Origin of the sequence: Pseudoblastomonas marina, assembly GCF_014641655.1 — a bacterium.
Taxonomy (GTDB): Bacteria; Pseudomonadota; Alphaproteobacteria; order Sphingomonadales; family Sphingomonadaceae; genus Alteriqipengyuania_A; species Alteriqipengyuania_A marina.
The window spans coordinates 224,774-241,065 of the sequence record NZ_BMID01000001.1 but is presented as its reverse complement, the minus strand read 5'-3'; the positions used below and the strand labels follow the sequence as shown (position 1 = coordinate 241,065).

At 65.3% G+C, this 16,292-nt stretch carries 13 protein-coding genes; 8 read left to right on the top strand and 5 right to left on the bottom strand.

Going from position 1 to position 16,292, the window contains the following annotated elements:
• Positions 1-177: 177 nt before the first annotated feature.
• The 8 genes from gyrB (at position 178) to IEW49_RS01060 (ending at position 11,423) form a co-directional block, all read left to right on the top strand.
• Positions 178-2,709, top strand: a complete 2,532-nt coding sequence (gene gyrB, locus IEW49_RS01095; protein ID WP_188640947.1) for a DNA topoisomerase (ATP-hydrolyzing) subunit B — start codon at positions 178-180, stop codon at positions 2,707-2,709.
• A 78-nt stretch (positions 2,710-2,787) separates the two neighbouring features.
• The gene (locus tag IEW49_RS01090) at positions 2,788-5,154 is read left to right on the top strand and encodes a chemotaxis protein CheA (protein ID WP_188640946.1); all 2,367 of its coding nucleotides are present in this window, start codon (positions 2,788-2,790) and stop codon (positions 5,152-5,154) included.
• Positions 5,151-5,594, top strand: coding sequence for a chemotaxis protein CheW (locus IEW49_RS01085; RefSeq protein WP_188640945.1), 444 nt, complete (start codon positions 5,151-5,153; stop codon positions 5,592-5,594). Before IEW49_RS01090 ends, IEW49_RS01085 begins: the two co-directional genes overlap by 4 nt.
• A 64-nt stretch (positions 5,595-5,658) precedes the next feature.
• Positions 5,659-6,024, top strand: coding sequence for a response regulator (locus IEW49_RS01080; protein WP_188640944.1), 366 nt, complete (start codon positions 5,659-5,661; stop codon positions 6,022-6,024).
• 13 nt (positions 6,025-6,037) lie between these two features.
• Complete coding sequence (gene cheB / locus IEW49_RS01075) at positions 6,038-7,141, top strand: chemotaxis-specific protein-glutamate methyltransferase CheB (RefSeq protein ID WP_188640943.1); 1,104 nt, start codon at positions 6,038-6,040, stop codon at positions 7,139-7,141.
• Positions 7,138-8,001, top strand: a complete 864-nt coding sequence (locus IEW49_RS01070) for a CheR family methyltransferase (RefSeq protein WP_229658028.1) — start codon at positions 7,138-7,140, stop codon at positions 7,999-8,001. Before cheB ends, IEW49_RS01070 begins: the two co-directional genes overlap by 4 nt.
• 63 nt (positions 8,002-8,064) lie before the next feature.
• Positions 8,065-9,582, top strand: a complete 1,518-nt coding sequence (locus tag IEW49_RS01065; RefSeq protein ID WP_229658027.1) for a putative bifunctional diguanylate cyclase/phosphodiesterase — start codon at positions 8,065-8,067, stop codon at positions 9,580-9,582.
• Complete coding sequence (locus tag IEW49_RS01060; RefSeq protein ID WP_229658026.1) at positions 9,579-11,423, top strand: methyl-accepting chemotaxis protein; 1,845 nt, start codon at positions 9,579-9,581, stop codon at positions 11,421-11,423. The genes IEW49_RS01065 and IEW49_RS01060 overlap by 4 nt, the downstream gene beginning before the upstream one ends.
• A 4-nt stretch (positions 11,424-11,427) precedes the next feature.
• On the opposite strand, the gene IEW49_RS01055 is transcribed toward IEW49_RS01060, so the two are convergent.
• From IEW49_RS01055 to IEW49_RS01035, 5 genes are all read right to left on the bottom strand, one after another.
• Positions 11,428-12,225, bottom strand: coding sequence for a DUF1295 domain-containing protein (locus IEW49_RS01055; protein ID WP_188640942.1), 798 nt, complete (start codon positions 12,223-12,225; stop codon positions 11,428-11,430).
• The gene (locus tag IEW49_RS01050) at positions 12,218-12,841 is read right to left on the bottom strand and encodes a lysophospholipid acyltransferase family protein (RefSeq protein ID WP_188640941.1); all 624 of its coding nucleotides are present in this window, start codon (positions 12,839-12,841) and stop codon (positions 12,218-12,220) included. The genes IEW49_RS01055 and IEW49_RS01050 overlap by 8 nt, the downstream gene beginning before the upstream one ends.
• 59 nt (positions 12,842-12,900) lie before the next feature.
• Positions 12,901-13,413: a hypothetical protein gene (locus IEW49_RS01045; RefSeq protein ID WP_188640940.1), complete on the bottom strand. Its 513-nt coding sequence runs from the start codon at positions 13,411-13,413 to the stop codon at positions 12,901-12,903.
• 74 nt (positions 13,414-13,487) lie between these two features.
• Complete coding sequence (locus IEW49_RS01040; protein WP_188640939.1) at positions 13,488-15,098, bottom strand: carboxyl transferase domain-containing protein; 1,611 nt, start codon at positions 15,096-15,098, stop codon at positions 13,488-13,490.
• Between the two features lie 13 nt (positions 15,099-15,111).
• Entirely contained in the window at positions 15,112-16,278 is a 1,167-nt protein-coding gene (locus IEW49_RS01035; protein ID WP_188640938.1) for an isovaleryl-CoA dehydrogenase, read from the bottom strand.
• Positions 16,279-16,292 lie beyond the last annotated feature (14 nt).

Sequence of the window (16,292 nt, the reverse complement as noted above, 5' to 3'; positions counted from 1 at the left end):
CACGCTCCCAGCGACAGGGCGAAGGATGGCAGGACGATGGAGAAAAGGCGGTGAGCCCCGCCTGACAATGATGAAATCATGTGCGGTCCTCGAAATTCGGCCAGGACGGTTTTCCCGCCCTGTGGATTTCAATGGGCTGCGCTTCCTATCGTTCCCCTGGCTCCCTATATGGTGTCCATGACAGATATTCAGGAAAACGGCGCGGCCGAGGGGCCCCGAATGGGCGAATACGGCGCGGATTCCATCAAGGTTCTCAAGGGCTTGGACGCTGTGCGCAAGCGGCCCGGCATGTATATCGGCGATACCGACGACGGATCGGGCCTCCACCACATGGTGTTCGAGGTCTCCGACAACGCGATCGACGAGGCGCTGGCGGGGCATTGCGACCTCGTCTTGATCGAATTGAACGCCGACGGTTCGGTTTCGGTCGAAGACAATGGTCGCGGCATTCCGGTCGACATGCACAAGGAAGAAGGCGTGTCGGCGGCCGAGGTCATCATGACCCAGCTGCACGCCGGCGGTAAGTTCGAGAACACATCGGACGACAACGCCTACAAGGTCTCGGGCGGCCTCCACGGGGTCGGCGTCTCGGTTGTCAACGCGCTGAGCGAATGGCTCGAGCTGGTGATCTGGCGCGATGGCAAGGAACACTGGATGCGGTTCGAGCACGGCGACGCGGTCGCCAGCCTCGAAGTGCGTGGCGATGCGCCGCCGGTCTCGTCCAACGGCGACGAGAACGGCCTCAAGAAGGGCACCCGGGTGACCTTCATGCCGTCGACCGAGACCTTCAAGAACGTCACCGAGTTCGATTTCGACAAGCTCGAGCACCGCTACCGCGAGCTCGCCTTCCTCAATTCGGGCGTGCGCATCCTGTTGCGCGACAATCGCCACGAAGAGCCGCTCGAACACGACCTGTTCTACGAGGGCGGGATCGCGGCCTTCGTCAAATATCTCGACCGCAACAAGCAGGCGCTCGTCGCGGAGCCGATCTCGGTTTCGGCGAACAAGGACGGGATCGGCATCGACGTCGCGCTCGAGTGGAACGACTCCTATTACGAAAACGTCCTGTGCTTCACCAACAACATCCCGCAGCGCGACGGGGGCACGCATCTCGCGGCCTTCCGCTCGGCGCTGACGCGGACGCTCAATGGCTATGCCGACCGCTCGGGGCTGCTCAAGAAGGGCAAGGTCTCGCTCTCGGGCGAGGACATGCGCGAAGGACTCACCGCGATCGTTTCCGTCAAGCTGCCAGATCCGAAGTTCTCTTCGCAGACCAAGGACAAGTTGGTCTCCTCCGAGGTCCGCTCGCCGCTCGAATCGCTGATGGGCGAGAAGATGACCGAGTGGCTCGAGGAAAACCCCAACGATGCCAAGGCGATCGTCCAGAAGATCATCGATGCCGCCGCCGCGCGCGAGGCCGCGCGCAGGGCCCGCGAAATGAGCCGCAAGGGCGCGATGAGCGTCGCCTCGCTGCCGGGCAAGCTGGCCGATTGCCAGAACCGCGACCCGGCGGCGTGCGAACTGTTCCTGGTCGAGGGTGACTCGGCCGGCGGATCGGCCAAGCAGGGCCGCGACCGCAAGATCCAGGCGATCCTCCCGCTGAAGGGCAAGATCCTCAACGTCGAGCGCGCGCGCTTCGACCGGATCATTTCGTCGAAGGAAGTCGGCACGCTGATCCAGGCGATGGGCACCGGCCTGCGCGACGAGTTCGACCTCGGCAAGCTGCGCTATCACAAGATCGTGATCATGACCGACGCCGACGTCGACGGCGCGCATATCCGCACGCTGCTGCTGACCTTCTTCCACCGCCAGATGCCCGAGATCATCAAGGCCGGACATCTCTTCATTGCCCAGCCGCCGCTCTACAAGGTCGCCAAGGGCAAGAGCGAGGTTTACCTGAAGGACCAGGCCGCGCTCGATCGTTACCTCGTCGACGGCGGACTGTCGGGCCGCGTGCTCGAAACCCGCGGCGGGACGCGCGCGGGCGACGACCTGCGCGCTCTCGTCGAGCACGCGCTGCGGATGCGCAACCTGCTCGCCTTCGTGCCGCGCAAGTACGACGAAGGATTGATCGAGCAGATGGCGCTGACCGGCGCGCTCGATCCGGCGGCCTCGCCCGAAGAACGCCAGCAGCGCCTGACGGATGCCGCCGAGCGGCTCCAGGCGGGCGACACCGAAGCCAGATGGTCGACCCATATCCGCTCCGACGGCGCGGTGATGTTCGAACGTGTCTGGCGCGGGGTGACCGACGCGCACGAGATCGAGGCCAAGTTCCTCGACAGCGCCGAGGCGCGCAAGCTCCACACCATCGCCGCCCTGCACGCCGATGCCTATGAACACCCCTCGCAATTCGTGAAGGGCGACACCGGCGAGGTGGTCGAAACCGAAGAAGCGCAGGAAACCGATGCCGAGGCCTCGATCGTGGCCGCCGACGGCGCGATCACGACGCCGACGCAGCTGCTCGACGCGGTACTCGCGGCCGGGCGCAAGGGACTGTCGGTGCAGCGCTACAAGGGCCTCGGCGAGATGAATGCCGAGCAATTGTGGGAGACCACGCTCGATCCCGACAATCGCGAATTGCTGCAGGTCAAGGTCGAGGATGCCGACGTGACCGACGAGATCTTCACCCGCCTGATGGGCGATGTCGTCGAGCCTCGCCGCGAGTTCATCCAGCGCAATGCGTTGAACGTCGCGAATCTCGACGTTTGAGGCCGCTTTCGTCCTGACCATTTGTTAACCATCATCGGCGATACCCCCACCGTGCACGATTGGGGGTACTGACTGGTGATGGAAGAACTGCTGGCGGATTTCGTAGCCGAAACCCGCGAGATGCTCGAAGCGGTGGGCGGCGAACTCGTCGCCTGGGAAGCCGAGCCCGAGACGGGCGAGCGGCTCGATGCGATTTTCCGCTTCGTGCATACCGTGAAGGGCAATTGCGGCTTCTTCGACTTTCCGCGACTCGAGAAACTCAGCCATGCCGCCGAGGATGCGCTGGCTGATTGCCGTAACGGCGATCGCCAGCCCGACCAGCAGCTCGTTTCGGCCGTGCTGGCCGTAATCGACCGCATTTCCGACATGATCGACGCGATCGAGGCAGGCGAGGATTTCCACGCCGCCGACGACGAAGCGCTGATCGACGCGCTGTCCCCCGATGCCGCCCCGAGCGCCAGCCCTGCCCCCGCATCGTCGTCCGACGCCGCGACCAAGGGTGCCAAAGCCGCCAGCGGGCCCCGCTCGATCCGGCTCCCGGTCAACCTTCTCGACCGCGTGATGAGCGGCGTTTCCGACATGGTGCTGGCGCGCAACGACCTTGCCCGCCGGCTGCGCGAAAACGGCGATCAGCCCACCATCGACGGCCCGTTCGAACGGCTCTCGGCGATCCTCGCCGATGTCCGCGACGCGATTACCCGCATGCGCATGCAGCGGATCGAGACGCTCTTCACCAGCTTCCCCCGCCTCGCACGCGACTTGTCGAACGAACTCGGCAAGCAGGTGATGATCGACGTCGAGGGCGGCGAGGTCGAGCTCGATCGCGAAATGATCGAGATGATCCGCGACCCGATGACGCACATCATCCGCAATGCGATCGACCATGGTATCGAAACGCCTTCCGAGCGCCTGTCGAAGGGCAAGCGCGAGATCGGCCTGCTCAAGATTTCGGCGCGCCAGGCAGGCAACCGCATCACGATCGCGATCGAGGACGACGGCAAGGGGATCGACGGAGAACGGGTACTCGCCAAGGCGATCGAGAAAGGCCTGATCGACAGCGAGGACGGTGCCCGCATGGCGCCTGCCGAACGCCGCAGGCTGATCTTCACCCCCGGCCTTTCGACCGCAGAAGAAGTGAGCGAGATCTCCGGCCGCGGCGTAGGCATGGATGTCGTGCGCGCCAATGTCGAACGGGTGGGCGGCTCGATCGAGCTCGATTCGACTATCGGCTCGGGCACCCGCATCCTGCTGCGCCTGCCGCTGACCCTCAGCATCATCCCCGCGCTCACCGTCGAATGCGGCGGCCAGCGCTTCGCCCTGCCCCGCGCCAGCGTTGAGGAACTGGTCAGTGGCAAGCGCGACCATGTCGAATTCGCGCAGGTCGGCGATTCGCTGCTCGCGACGCTGCGCGGACGCCGCGTCGCCTGCCTCTCGCTCGCCGACATCCTCGGCGTCGAGGCCCGCAAATCGGTCGAGGACGCCACGCTGGTGCTCCTGCGCCTGCCCGGCGGCGACCTGTTCGCAATTTCGGTCGACCAGATTCTCGATCACGAGGAACTGGTCGTCAAACCGATCGCCCCCGCGGTCATGGGCACCGGGCTCTATGCCGGGACCACCCTGCTCGACGACGGATCACCGGTCCTGCTGCTCGACGTCGCCGGGCTCGCACGCGATGCTGATATCAGCGTCGACACGCGCACCCCCAATGAAGCAGACGAGGACAAGGCGGCGACCGATGCCGACGCGCCGCGCGAACCGGTCCTGCTGTTCATCGGTCTCGACGGTCGCCGTCGCGCGATCCGGATGAACGTGGTCAGCCGCATCGAATCGCTCGATCCGTCGGCGATCGATATTTCCGGGGGTGGAGCCCAGGTCGTCATCGGAGAGCATATCCTGCCATTGGCCGGGCTCGGCGAGGGCATACCCGCCGACACTGCGGACTCGGCCAAGCTCGGCCTGTTCCGGATCGAGGACGGGCAGAGCGAGATGGCCTATGCCTTCAGCGAGATCATAGACACCGCCGCGATCGAGCAGGACATCATTCCCTCCGAATCGGTCGGCGAGATCGAAGGCCTCACCCTGATCGGCGGCGAAGCGACCGAACTGGTCGACAGCCACTGGCTGTTCGCCAGCCACGCCCGCGTCGCGCGGGTCGGGGAAGCGCCGGTCTGCCGGCTCCCGCTCGACGATCCGTGGTCACGGCAATTGCTGCGCCCGCTGGTCGAGGCCGCGGGCTATCGCGTGATCGGGCAGGACGACGACGAAGACGCCGCGATCGCGCTTGCCGCGGTCGAATCGGGCGGCGAAACGCCGCGCGCCGGTCGGGTGATCTGGCTGCGGTCCAGCCCCGAAGCGGCCGTGGACGGCCCCGAATCAATCTATCGCTACGACCGGGCGGGGCTGATCGCCGCGCTCGGCGATGCCCGCAGTGGAGGCGGACGATGAACCAATTGCTCCTGATCGTGACGATCGCGGAACGCGAGGTCGGCATCTGCGCCGCCGAGGTCAATTCGGTGATCGCGCTCGACGGGGTCACTCCGGTGCCGCGCGCACCCGACTATATTCCAGGCCTCACCGCGCTGCGAAGCCGCGCCCTCACCGTGATCGATTGTGCGCGCTCGATGGAGCTGGCCGACCCGGTCGACCTGTCCGGGCCGGGCGAACGCAACGCCGTCGTCATCGAATACGACGAACACCTCTACGCGTTGCTGGTCGACGGGGTCTCCGACGTCATGGAGGCGCGGACGCAGGCCGCACCGATCCCCGGTCGCCTCGCCCCGGGATGGCAGCGCTGCGGCAACGGGATGATCGAAACCGATGCGGGTCCGGTACTCGTGCTCGATGTCGGCGCGGTGGTCGGTGGTCCGCTCGCAGTGGCAGCTTAAGGCGATAGTTACCGTCGGTGGCTAGGGCGGTTGTGCAACACATGTTTCGGGACACCAAATACCCATGAAAAAATGCCTGATAGTCGACGATTCGCGCGTGATCCGGAAAGTGTCGCGACACATTCTCGAATCGCTCGCCTTCGATGTTTCCGAGGCCGAAAACGGCCAGGAAGCGCTCGACGCCTGCGAGCAGTCGATGCCCGACCTCATCCTGCTCGACTGGAATATGCCGGTGATGAGCGGAATCGAGTTCATAACCAAGCTGCGCGCCCGCAATGGCGGCGATGGCCCCAAAGTGGTGTTCTGTACGACCGAGAACGACGTTGCGCACATTCGCGCCGCGATCGATGCCGGCGCCGACGAATATGTGATGAAGCCGTTCGATCACGAGACCCTGCAGATCAAGCTGCAACTCGTGGGCATGGCCTGAGCGGAGGGCGACCATGAGCCAGGCCACGATGGATCGCCGACCGAATTTCGGGCGGCGCAGCGGCAACCGCACGATCCGCATGATGATCGTCGACGATTCGGTCACCGCGCGCGCGGTGATGATGAAGATTCTCGCCGCCGAAGAGGATCTCGACGTGGTCGAAGTCGCGGGCACGGCCGAGGAGGCGATCGAGAAGCTAAAGCAGGTCAGGGTCGACCTGATCCTGCTCGATCTCGAAATGCCGGGCATGGGCGGGATCCGCGCGATGCCGCAGATCCTCGAACAGGCGCGCGGCGCGAAGGTCCTGGTCAACTCCGCGCTGACCGACAAGGGGGCCGAGGCTACGCTGACCGCGCTCTCGATGGGTGCCGCCGACACGCTGCTCAAGCCGCGGCCGGGCAAGTTCAACGACGACTACCGCGCCAATTTGATCGAGAAGATCCGGGTGATCGGCAGCGCGCTGTCGCGCACCGAGCCGGCGCGCTTCGAGCTCTCCGATCCGCCGGCCAAGGTCGATGCGGTCCGACATCGCTCGCGGATCATCGGGATCGGCGCCTCGACCGGCGGGATCCATGCGCTCACCCAGATGCTCAAGGCGCTGCCCCAGGGCCTCGGCGTGCCGATCATGGTCACCCAGCACCTTCCGACCAGCTTCATGTCGGTATTCGCGCGCCAACTCGAGCTCGCCTATGACGGCGAGGCGGTCGTCGCCGAGGACGGCATGCCCCTGGCGGCCGACCGCATCCTCATCGCGCCCGGCGAATCGCATCTCGGCGTGCGCCGGGTGGGCGATGACATCTACGTCGCCGCGCTGACCAAGGGGCCGGTTGCATCGGGCTGTCTTCCCTCCGTCGACCCTCTGTTCAGCTCGATGGCCGAGTGCTTCGGAGAACACGCGCTCGGCGTCGTGCTGTCGGGCATGGGCCGCGACGGGTCGGTCGGGGCCCGCAAGATCCATGATGCGGGCGGAATGCTGCTGGCGCAGGACCAGGAAAGCTCTGCCGTGTGGGGCATGCCCCGCGCCGTGGCCGAAGCCGGCATCGCGGCCGCTGTCGAAACCCCCGACAAGCTTGCTACGAGGATCGGCGAACTGGCGGATCGTTCGTTCTGGCAATGACGAATCTTTCCGAACAGATCATTGCCGACCTCCTGCTCGAATATACCGGACAGGAGCTGACCGACAGCCGTCGCTGGCGGATCGGATCGGCCCTGTCCGGACTGTTCCGCGAGCGCGGGCTCGACAATGTCGAGCAGTTGGTGGTGTTGCTGTCGGAACAGCGCGACAACGTGCTGGCGAAGGAAACCGTCGACGCGCTGCTGAACAACGAGACCTATTTCTTCCGCGACAAGCCGATGTTCGACCAGCTCGAAAACGACGTCCTGCCGCGCATCGCCAAGCAGAACGAGAAACAAAAGCGGATTTCGATCTGGTCGGCCGGCTGCTCGACCGGCCAGGAAGCACTGACCCTCGCGATGATGTTCGCCGACCAGCCGATGCGCTGGAAGGGGTGGACGATAGACATCCTCGCGACCGACGTCTCGAACAAGGCGATCAAGGCGGCCCGCAACGCCAGGTATACGCAGTTCGAGATCCAGCGCGGTCTCGGCGTCGGGCAGATGCTCCAGCACTTCGAGGAAACCTCGCAGGGATGGCAACCGGATCGCGCAATCCGCGACATGATCACCTTCCAGCAGCACAACATCCTCGAGCCGATGGTCCGCGCCACGCGCTTCGACCTGGTGCTGTGCCGCAACGTCCTGCTCTATTTCTGCGCCGACACGCGCCGCCGCGCCTTCGACCGGCTGGTCGAGGCGATGGCGCCCGACGGGTGGCTGATGCTCGGCGCCGGCGAGACCTCCGTCGGACATACCGACGCGTTCATTCCCGCCCGCAAGTTGCCCGGCCTGTATCGTCCGTTCGAAGCTGCCGAAGCGACCGAGGAGCAGGAGGGGACGAACCTTGCGGCTGCTCGATAAGGCTTCGGTAACCAGTTTCGGTCATTGTCCGCCGCGGGGAAGTTCCGGGGACGATCAGCGCAGATGAACGAAGAGAGACACCTCAGTCTGGGTGCCATCGTCCTAGCGCCGATGGTGTTCCTCGCCTGCGTCATGCTGGCCTGGGGGGCTTTCGTCGCGTGGCAGTTCGGTCACTACCAGTCCATTCTCACCGTCCCGAACATCGCCGCGACCGCTGGCTTTCTCGGCGTGGGCGGAATTCTCGCGCGCTCGGTGCTGCGCGGCTTGACGCGGCTCGAAGCCCTGAGCCTCACCGATACGCTGATCCCGCTTCCCAATCGCCGCGCCTTGCACCGCGACATCGCGCGGACCGACCTGAATCCGGGGGAAGAATGTGCGCTCGCACTGCTCGATCTCGACGGCTTCAAGCTCATCAACGACCATTACGGGCACACTACCGGCGACCGGCTGCTGCATTCGGTCGCCAAGATCATTGAGCAAGTCTGCGGCCGCGAGGCCCGTGCCTATCGCCTCGGCGGCGACGAATTCGCGCTGCTCGTCGAGGGTCCGATCGCCGGCAATCTGCTCGAAGGCATCTGCCGTTCGCTGTTGGCCCGTTTTCACAGCCCGGTGCCGATCGACGATCGCGAGCTTGCGATCAGCGCCAGCATCGGCCTGACGCGCCGCCGGGCGAGCCGGGCGCTGGAGCCGTCCGAGCTGCTGCGCGAAGCCGACGTCGCAATGTATGCCTCGAAACGTGGCGGCAAGGCGCGCTGCACCTGGTTCTCGGGTCATTTCGACCGCGATAGCGAGGCGATGCGCCGGATCGACGAGGAAATGCGCACCGCACTCTCCGAAGGCCAGTTCCGGGTCCACTACCAGCCGCTTGTCCATGCCACGACCCGCGAGATCGTCGCGGTCGAGGCATTGCTCCGCTGGGCGCGTCCGGACGGCAAGAATGTCGGCCCCAACGTGTTCATCCCGGTGGCCGAGAGCACCGGACTCATCAATCCGATCGGGCTATGGGTGCTGCGCCAGGCCTGCACCGATGCCCGCGCGTGGGGCGACATCACGCTTTCGGTCAACATTTCCGCCGCGCAGTTGCGCAACCCCGAATTCCCGATCCAGCTTGGCCAGATCCTCGAGGAAACGGGCTTCGAACCCGAGCGGCTCGAACTCGAGGTGACCGAAACCTGCCTCGTCGTCGATCCTGTCGTCGCCGGGCGCAGCCTCGACGTGATCCGGGGCTTCGGCGTGAACATCGCGCTCGACGATTTCGGGACCGGCTACGCCTCGATCGGTTTCCTCCGCCAGTTCCGCTTCGAAAAGCTCAAGCTCGATCGTTCGCTGATCGTCGAAAGCGCCAACGACGAAGGCTCCCGTGCCATGATGCTGTCGAGCATTTCGGTCGCACGGGCCCTCAAGATGGGCGTCACCGCCGAAGGCGTCGAAACTGAAGCGCAGGCCGATCTCGCGCGCACTGCAGGGTGCGACCAGATGCAGGGGTGGCTCTATTTCCGCCCGATGCCCGCCACCGATATCGAAGATCATCTCAACCTGCCCGCTCGCCGGGCCGGCCAATCCGGAAAGACCGCAGCATGACTGCCATGAGTGCCATCACCGCCGACGATGTCGCGGCCGACCGCCCGATCGAAGCGCAGGATCCGATTTCGCCGATCGACGATGGCGAAGAAACGTCGCGCCATCGCCGTGGCCTTTCGCAATGGCGGTCGCTGAACCTCTCGACCAGGCTCAAGCTCGTCAATTACGGGCTGATGGGGCTCGTGAGCGCGCTCATCGTTGCGATCCTGTTCGGCTTCTCGACCATGGCGAGCGATCTCAAACGCGCGGGCGAGTATCGTGCGGCGACCTATTCGGCGAATGCGCTGTCGGCCGACGTCGATCGTGCCGCACTCGAAACCCAGTTCCTCGCAGCCGGCCGCGAGGGCGCGTTGGAAGAAAAAGCGACCGAAGCGATCGCTTCGATGCGCGCAAATCTCGACGGGATGGGCGAATTGTCGACCAGCGACACCGAGTTCGCACGTCTCTCCGGATTCGTCGCGACACAGATCGACCGGTTCGAGCAGGCGGTCGCGACGGGCGCCCCAGCGGGCCTCCAGCTTGAGCGCGCCGCCGCGTTGCGCGAAACGAGCGAGGCGCTTTCGTCGCACACGCGCGCGATCACCGAGGACTTCGTTGCAAGCGGTTCGGCGACCTTCAAGACCATCTTTTTCCTGATGATGGCGGTGCTCGGCCTGACCTTCCTGCTTGCCGGATTCGGGCTCTTCCTCGCGCGCGACTTCGATCGCACGTTCAAAAACCTGCTCCGCAAGGTTCGCCGCCTCGGGCGCGAGATGCACTATGAAAGGGTCACGATCGACCATCAGGAGCGGCCCGACGAACTCGGCGACCTAGCGCGCAGCCTCGAGGTATTCCGCCAGGGCGGCATGAAGCTCGAGGTCCTGCAGGCCGAACGCGATGCACAGGCGAAAGCCGAGCTCGAGGCCGAGAAAGCCCGCCATACCTCGCGTGCCGAACGAGCACGCGACCGCATCGCCTTCATCGAGAAACTGTCGCATGATTTCGAAAGCGAAGTCGGACGGATCGTTTCGGGCGTGGCGACCGCCTCGTCGCAGCTCCGTGCGACCGCCACCGAAATGGCCGATTCCGCTCAGCTTACCAATCGCGAGACCGCCGAGGCGGGCGACGCGATGGAGCGCGCGTCGTCCGGAGCGACCGCCGCCGCCACCGCCTCCGACGAATTCGCGATGTCGATCGCCGAAATCAGCCGCCAGGCTGCCACCAGCGCCGAGCTCGCGCGCCAGGCGACCGAAGCCGCCGATGGTGCCGACGGTACGATCTCCGCCCTCGCCGAGAGCGCGGCCCAGGTCAGCCAGATCGTCGAACTGATCCAGTCGATCGCGCAGAAGACCAACCTGCTCGCGCTCAATGCCTCGATCGAGGCGGCGCGCGGCGGCGAAGCAGGGCGCGGCTTCGCGGTCGTCGCGAGCGAGGTCAAGGAACTGGCGAAGCAGACCAGCCGAGCGACCGAAGACGTGGCCGAGCAAATCCGCGCAATCCAGGGTTCGACCGACGACAGCGTGACCGCCTTGCGCACCATCGGCCAGCAGATCCGCGAACTCGAGGCGACCTCGATCTCGATCGCCAGCGCGGTCGACCAGCAATCGGTCGCCGGACGCGATCTCGCCCGCAGCATCGATGTGGCCGCGCGCAGCACCGACGAGGCGTCGCGTCACGTCAGCGAAGTGCGCGACGCATCGATCGCTACCGGCACGGCGTCCGACCAGGTCCTCGCGAGCGCGACCGAGCTCGAAGGCCAGGCCGCGACCCTCAAGCGCCAGCTGATCGCCTTCCTCGGCAATACCCGCCGCAATTTCGATCTCGGAACCCGCGAGGAAATGGAAACCGCGCAGGCCGCCTGATCGCTCAGCCCCTGGCGGGCGGCCACGGAATGAAGGACGACGTCCGCGCGACATATTCGGCATATTTGTCGCCGCGCTTCTTCCTCATGCCTTTTTCGAGCAAGGCCGCGCCCGACCATCTGGTGAGCGTGAAGGTAAGGAATATCGGCCCGGCGACGGTGTAGAGCGCCCATTCCCAGCCGATTGCCGCGGTCACCAGCCAGATACCCCACCAGGCGCAGGCATCGCCGAAATAGTTCGGATGCCGGGTATAGCGCCACAGACCGGTGTCGAGGATCTCGCCCTCGTTCTCCGGATCGGCCTTGAAGCGCGCAAGCTGCCAGTCGCCGATCCATTCGAAGAAGATGCCGACGAGATAGAGCGCCAGTCCTGCCCAGGCGAGCGGCGGGATCGCCTGCGACATCCCGCTCGCGAGGATGCCGACCTGCGCCGGGCTGGAAACGAGGAACAGCAGAACCGCCTGCCCGAGCCAGATCTTGACCAGCGCGGCGAGCGCGAAGCGCCCCTTCTCCCGGTCCCTGCGAAGGATGCGTTCGTAGCGCTGGTCCTCGCCCTCGCGCCGCCAGCGGCGGAACAGGTGTATGCCGAGGCGAAAGCCCCAGGCGGTGGTCATCGCCAGCAACAGCCAGGCCAGCGGGCCGGGTGCATCGACCTGCGCGAAGCTCGCGATTGCGAGCATCGCCATCCCCGCACCCCAGAACGCGTCGATGAAGGAAACGTCTCCGATCCGCACCGACACCAGCCACAGGAGGATCATGACGGCGATCAACAGAATCGCGTTGAACAGCAGCGCATCAATCATCGGTCCGATTTCCTTCCAGCTCGTCGAGCGTCTGCGTGGTCTTCTCGAGGACCTCGAAACGCGCGCAATCGGGCATCCTTTCGCGATAGAACGCCGCAAGCTTCGCCAGGTCCGCACGGTAATCTCCGGTCGGCATGATCGGTTCGCCCATCCCGCCGCGCATCGTCTCGTTGTTCACCCAGGCGGGCACGATCGGAACCCCGGCGCCCAGCGCCATGTGATAGAACCCGCTGCGCCACTCTCCATTGCTGCTCCGCGTTCCTTCCGGCGCGACCACCAGCGCCAGTTCGTCCACCGCCGCGAAGGCCTCGATCACCGATTGCACGTAGCCGCCGCGCTGGTGCCGCACCACCGGCACCCCGCCCATGTCGAGCATGAAGCGGCGCTGCGGACCTTCGAACAGCGTGTGCTTGCCCATGAAGCTGGGCTTGATGCCGAGCTCGTGAGTCGCACCGATGAAGAAGACGAAATCCCAGTTCGACGTGTGCGGCGCGCCGACGATCAGGAACTTGTCGCAAGCGGGTCGTCCGCCCTCGAGCTTCCATCCCTTCCAGCGATAGAGCGCGATCAGCAACCGCCGCACGATGCGCGACAAAAGCGATGGTTTGCTATGCAAGAAAAATCCCTCCCCCGATGCGTCTAGCACCGAAGGAGGGATAAGCGGAAGCCGGAGGCTTACTGCTTGTCGCGGTCGACCGAGCTGCCGAGTTCGGGACGCCGCGAGGGCATCTCGCCGTCGTCGTCGCGCTGATAGCGATCGCCGGTGATGGTCACGTCGGGGGTGACCTCGAAATCGGTCCGGATCAGGTCGAGCGCGTCGTTGCGATAGATGAACCAGCCGGGCGAACCGTAATAATCCGACAGGTAGATGCGATAGCCGTCGGGCGTGACGGTGTAGGTACCCGACTGCTCGACACCCTCGTCGTCGGTGTAGCTATAGGTCGTGTCGGCCGCGTTGAGCGTGATCGAGCGGGTGGCCCCGTCCTCGCCGGTGAAGCTGTACGCCCCCGAGACATCGCCGGCATCGGCGATCTTCGTCGGCGCTACTGCGTCGGGCTCGGAAGTGTCGGTCGCCGTGGTTTCTGCGGCCATGTCGGTTTCGGCCACAGCTTCCTCGTCGGCGCCGTCGCCACAGGCGGCGAGCAGAGCGAGCGGGGCGGCGGCGAGCATGATCGTATGTTTACGCATGTCAGTTTTCTCCTTCGCCGTCACAACGAAGACCGCCCCCACCGGTTTCAAAAAAGGCGGAAAAATGGCAGCAATTACATGCGGAAGACGCCAAAGCGTGGCCTGTCGGCGATCGGTGCCTCGAGCGTGGCGGCAAATGCCAGGCCGAGCACGTCGCGCGTTTGCACAGGATCGATCACACCGTCGTCCCACAGGCGGGCGGTGGCGTAATAGGGATTGCCCTCGTCCTCGTATTTCTGGCGGATCGGTGCCTTGAAGGCCTCGGCCTCCTCCTCGGTCCACTTGTCGGCGTCGCGGTGGACGGTGGCGAGCACGCTCGCCGCCTGCTCGCCGCCCATCACGGAAATCCGCGCATTAGGCCAGGTGAACAGGAAGCGCGGGTCGTAGGCACGCCCACACATGCCGTAATTGCCCGCGCCGAAACTGCCGCCGATCACCACGGTGACCTTGGGCACGGTCGCGGTGGCGACCGCGGTGACGAGCTTGGCGCCATGCTTGGCGATGCCCTCGGCCTCGTATTTCCCGCCGACCATGAAGCCCGAGATGTTCTGCAGGAACAGCAGCGGGATCCGGCGCTGGCAGGCGAGTTCGATGAAGTGCGCACCCTTGCGCGCGCTTTCGGAGAACAGCACGCCGTTATTGGCGAGGATCGCCACCGGCATGCCCCAGATATGCGCGAAACCGCAGACCAGGGTGCTGCCGTAATGCTGCTTGAACTCGTGGAATTCGCTGCCGTCGACCAGCCGCGCGATCACTTCCTTGACATCATAGGGCGCGCGAACGTCGTCGGGCACGATGGCGTAGAGGTCTTCCGGGTCGAATTTGGGGGGGCGCGGGTCCTTGAGCGCTACATCCCTGGCCGCATCGGTATTCGCGCCGAGCTGGCTGACGATATCGCGCACGATGGTGAGCGCGTGCTCGTCGTTCTCGGCGAGATGGTCGACAACGCCCGATTTCTTCGCGTGGAGGTCGCCGCCGCCCAGATCCTCGGCGCTGATCTCCTCTCCCGTCGCGGCCTTCACCAGCGGCGGGCCGGCGAGGAAGATCGTGCCCTGGTTGCGCACGATGACCGTCTCGTCCGACATGGCGGGGACATAGGCCCCACCCGCGGTGCAGCTGCCCATCACGCAGGCGATCTGCGGGATGCCCATCGCGCTCATATTGGCCTGGTTGAAGAAGATGCGCCCGAAATGGTCGCGGTCGGGGAAGACCTCGGCCTGGTGCGGCAGGTTCGCCCCGCCGCTGTCGACGAGGTAGATGCACGGGAGCCGGTTCTCCTGCGCGATTTCCTGTGCGCGGAGGTGCTTCTTGACCGTCATCGGGTAATAGGTGCCGCCCTTCACGGTGGCGTCGTTGCAGACGATCATCACCTGCCGGCCCGAGACGCGCCCGATCCCGGCGATCATTCCTGCGCCGTTGATCTGGTCCTTGCCATACATGCCGTTGGCGGCGAGCTGGCCGATCTCGAGGAAGGGCGAGCCCGGATCGAGCAGGCGTTCGACCCGTTCGCGCGGGAGAAGCTTGCCGCGCGACACATGCCGCTCGCGGCTGCCATCGGAGCCGCCCAGCGCGGCCGCGGCGACGGTCGAGCGCAAGTCCGTGGCGAGCGATGTGTTGTGCTCGAACCGCGCCTTGGCATCGGGCGCCTCGCGGTCGAGGGTGGAGGTGAGAACGGGTGCGGTCATCGATCTGCTTTCCTCACTGGGCCCCGATCAGTTCGCGGCCGATCAGCATGCGGCGGATCTCGTTGGTCCCGGCGCCGATATCGAGCAGCTTGGCATCGCGCATGTAGCGTTCGACCGGCCAGTCGAGCGTGTAGCCCGCGCCGCCCAGCGCCTGGACGCTTTCTGCGGCGACACGGAAGGCGTTTTCCGATGCCAGCAGGATCGCGCCCGCCGCGTCGAAACGCGTGGTCTTGCCGGTGTCGCACGCCTTCGCCACGGCGTAGGTGTAGGCGCGCGCCGATTGCAGCGCGACATACATGTCGGCAACCTTGGCCTGCATCAGCTGGAACGATCCGATCGGCTTTCCGAACTGCTTGCGTTCGCGAAGGTAGGGAATGACCGTGTCGAGGCAGGCCTGCATCACGCCGAGCTGCAAGCCGGCGAGCACCACGCGCTCGTAATCGAGCCCGCTCATCAGCACGCCGACGCCGCCGTTCACCGGCCCCATCACGCGCTCTTCGGGGATATGGCAATCGTCGAACACCAGCTCGGCGGTGGGCGAGCCCTTCATCCCGACCTTCTCGATCTTCTGCCCTATCGAAAAGCCTTCGTCGTCCTTCTCGACCAGGAAAGAGGTGATGCCGCGGCTCGCGGCGTCTGGCGTTGTCTTGGCATAGACCACCAGCGTGTCGGCATAGGGCGCGTTGGTGATCCAGAACTTGGTGCCATTGAGCACATATCCGCCCTGCACGCTTTCGGCCTTCAGCTTCATCGAGACGACGTCCGAGCCCGCATTGGCTTCGCTCATCGCGAGGCTGCCGACATGCTCGCCGCTGATCAGCTTGGGCAGGTACTTGGCCTTCTGCTCGTCATTCCCCCAGCGCGCGATCTGGTTGATACAGAGGTTCGAATGCGCGCCGTAGGAGAGCCCGACCGAGGCGCTCGCGCGGCTCACTTCCTCGACCGCGATCACATGTTCGAGATAGCCGAGGCCCAATCCGCCATCCTCTTCCGCCACGGTGATGCCGTGCAGGCCGAGCTCGCCCATCGCGGTCCACAATTCGTCGCGCGGGAACCAGTCCTCGCGGTCGACGCGATCGGCCAGCGGGGCGATCTGTTCGTCGGCGAAGCGGGCGGTGGTCTCGCGGATCATCTCGGCGGTCTCGCCGAGCTGGAAGTCGAAATCGGGGGTGGCACGCATGGTCGTTGTCTCTC

Coding starts and splice junctions, on each gene's coding strand:
- IEW49_RS01070 (WP_229658028.1), top strand. CDS start 7,138: ATGACGAATCTTTCCGAACAGATCATTGCCGACCTCCTGCTCGAATAT.
- IEW49_RS01090 (WP_188640946.1), top strand. CDS start 2,788: ATGGAAGAACTGCTGGCGGATTTCGTAGCCGAAACCCGCGAGATGCTC.
- gyrB (WP_188640947.1), top strand. CDS start 178: ATGACAGATATTCAGGAAAACGGCGCGGCCGAGGGGCCCCGAATGGGC.
- IEW49_RS01060 (WP_229658026.1), top strand. CDS start 9,579: ATGACTGCCATGAGTGCCATCACCGCCGACGATGTCGCGGCCGACCGC.
- cheB (WP_188640943.1), top strand. CDS start 6,038: ATGAGCCAGGCCACGATGGATCGCCGACCGAATTTCGGGCGGCGCAGC.
- IEW49_RS01045 (WP_188640940.1), bottom strand. CDS start 13,413: ATGCGTAAACATACGATCATGCTCGCCGCCGCCCCGCTCGCTCTGCTC.
- IEW49_RS01035 (WP_188640938.1), bottom strand. CDS start 16,278: ATGCGTGCCACCCCCGATTTCGACTTCCAGCTCGGCGAGACCGCCGAG.
- IEW49_RS01085 (WP_188640945.1), top strand. CDS start 5,151: ATGAACCAATTGCTCCTGATCGTGACGATCGCGGAACGCGAGGTCGGC.
- IEW49_RS01080 (WP_188640944.1), top strand. CDS start 5,659: ATGAAAAAATGCCTGATAGTCGACGATTCGCGCGTGATCCGGAAAGTG.
- IEW49_RS01065 (WP_229658027.1), top strand. CDS start 8,065: ATGAACGAAGAGAGACACCTCAGTCTGGGTGCCATCGTCCTAGCGCCG.
- IEW49_RS01040 (WP_188640939.1), bottom strand. CDS start 15,098: ATGACCGCACCCGTTCTCACCTCCACCCTCGACCGCGAGGCGCCCGAT.
- IEW49_RS01055 (WP_188640942.1), bottom strand. CDS start 12,225: ATGATTGATGCGCTGCTGTTCAACGCGATTCTGTTGATCGCCGTCATG.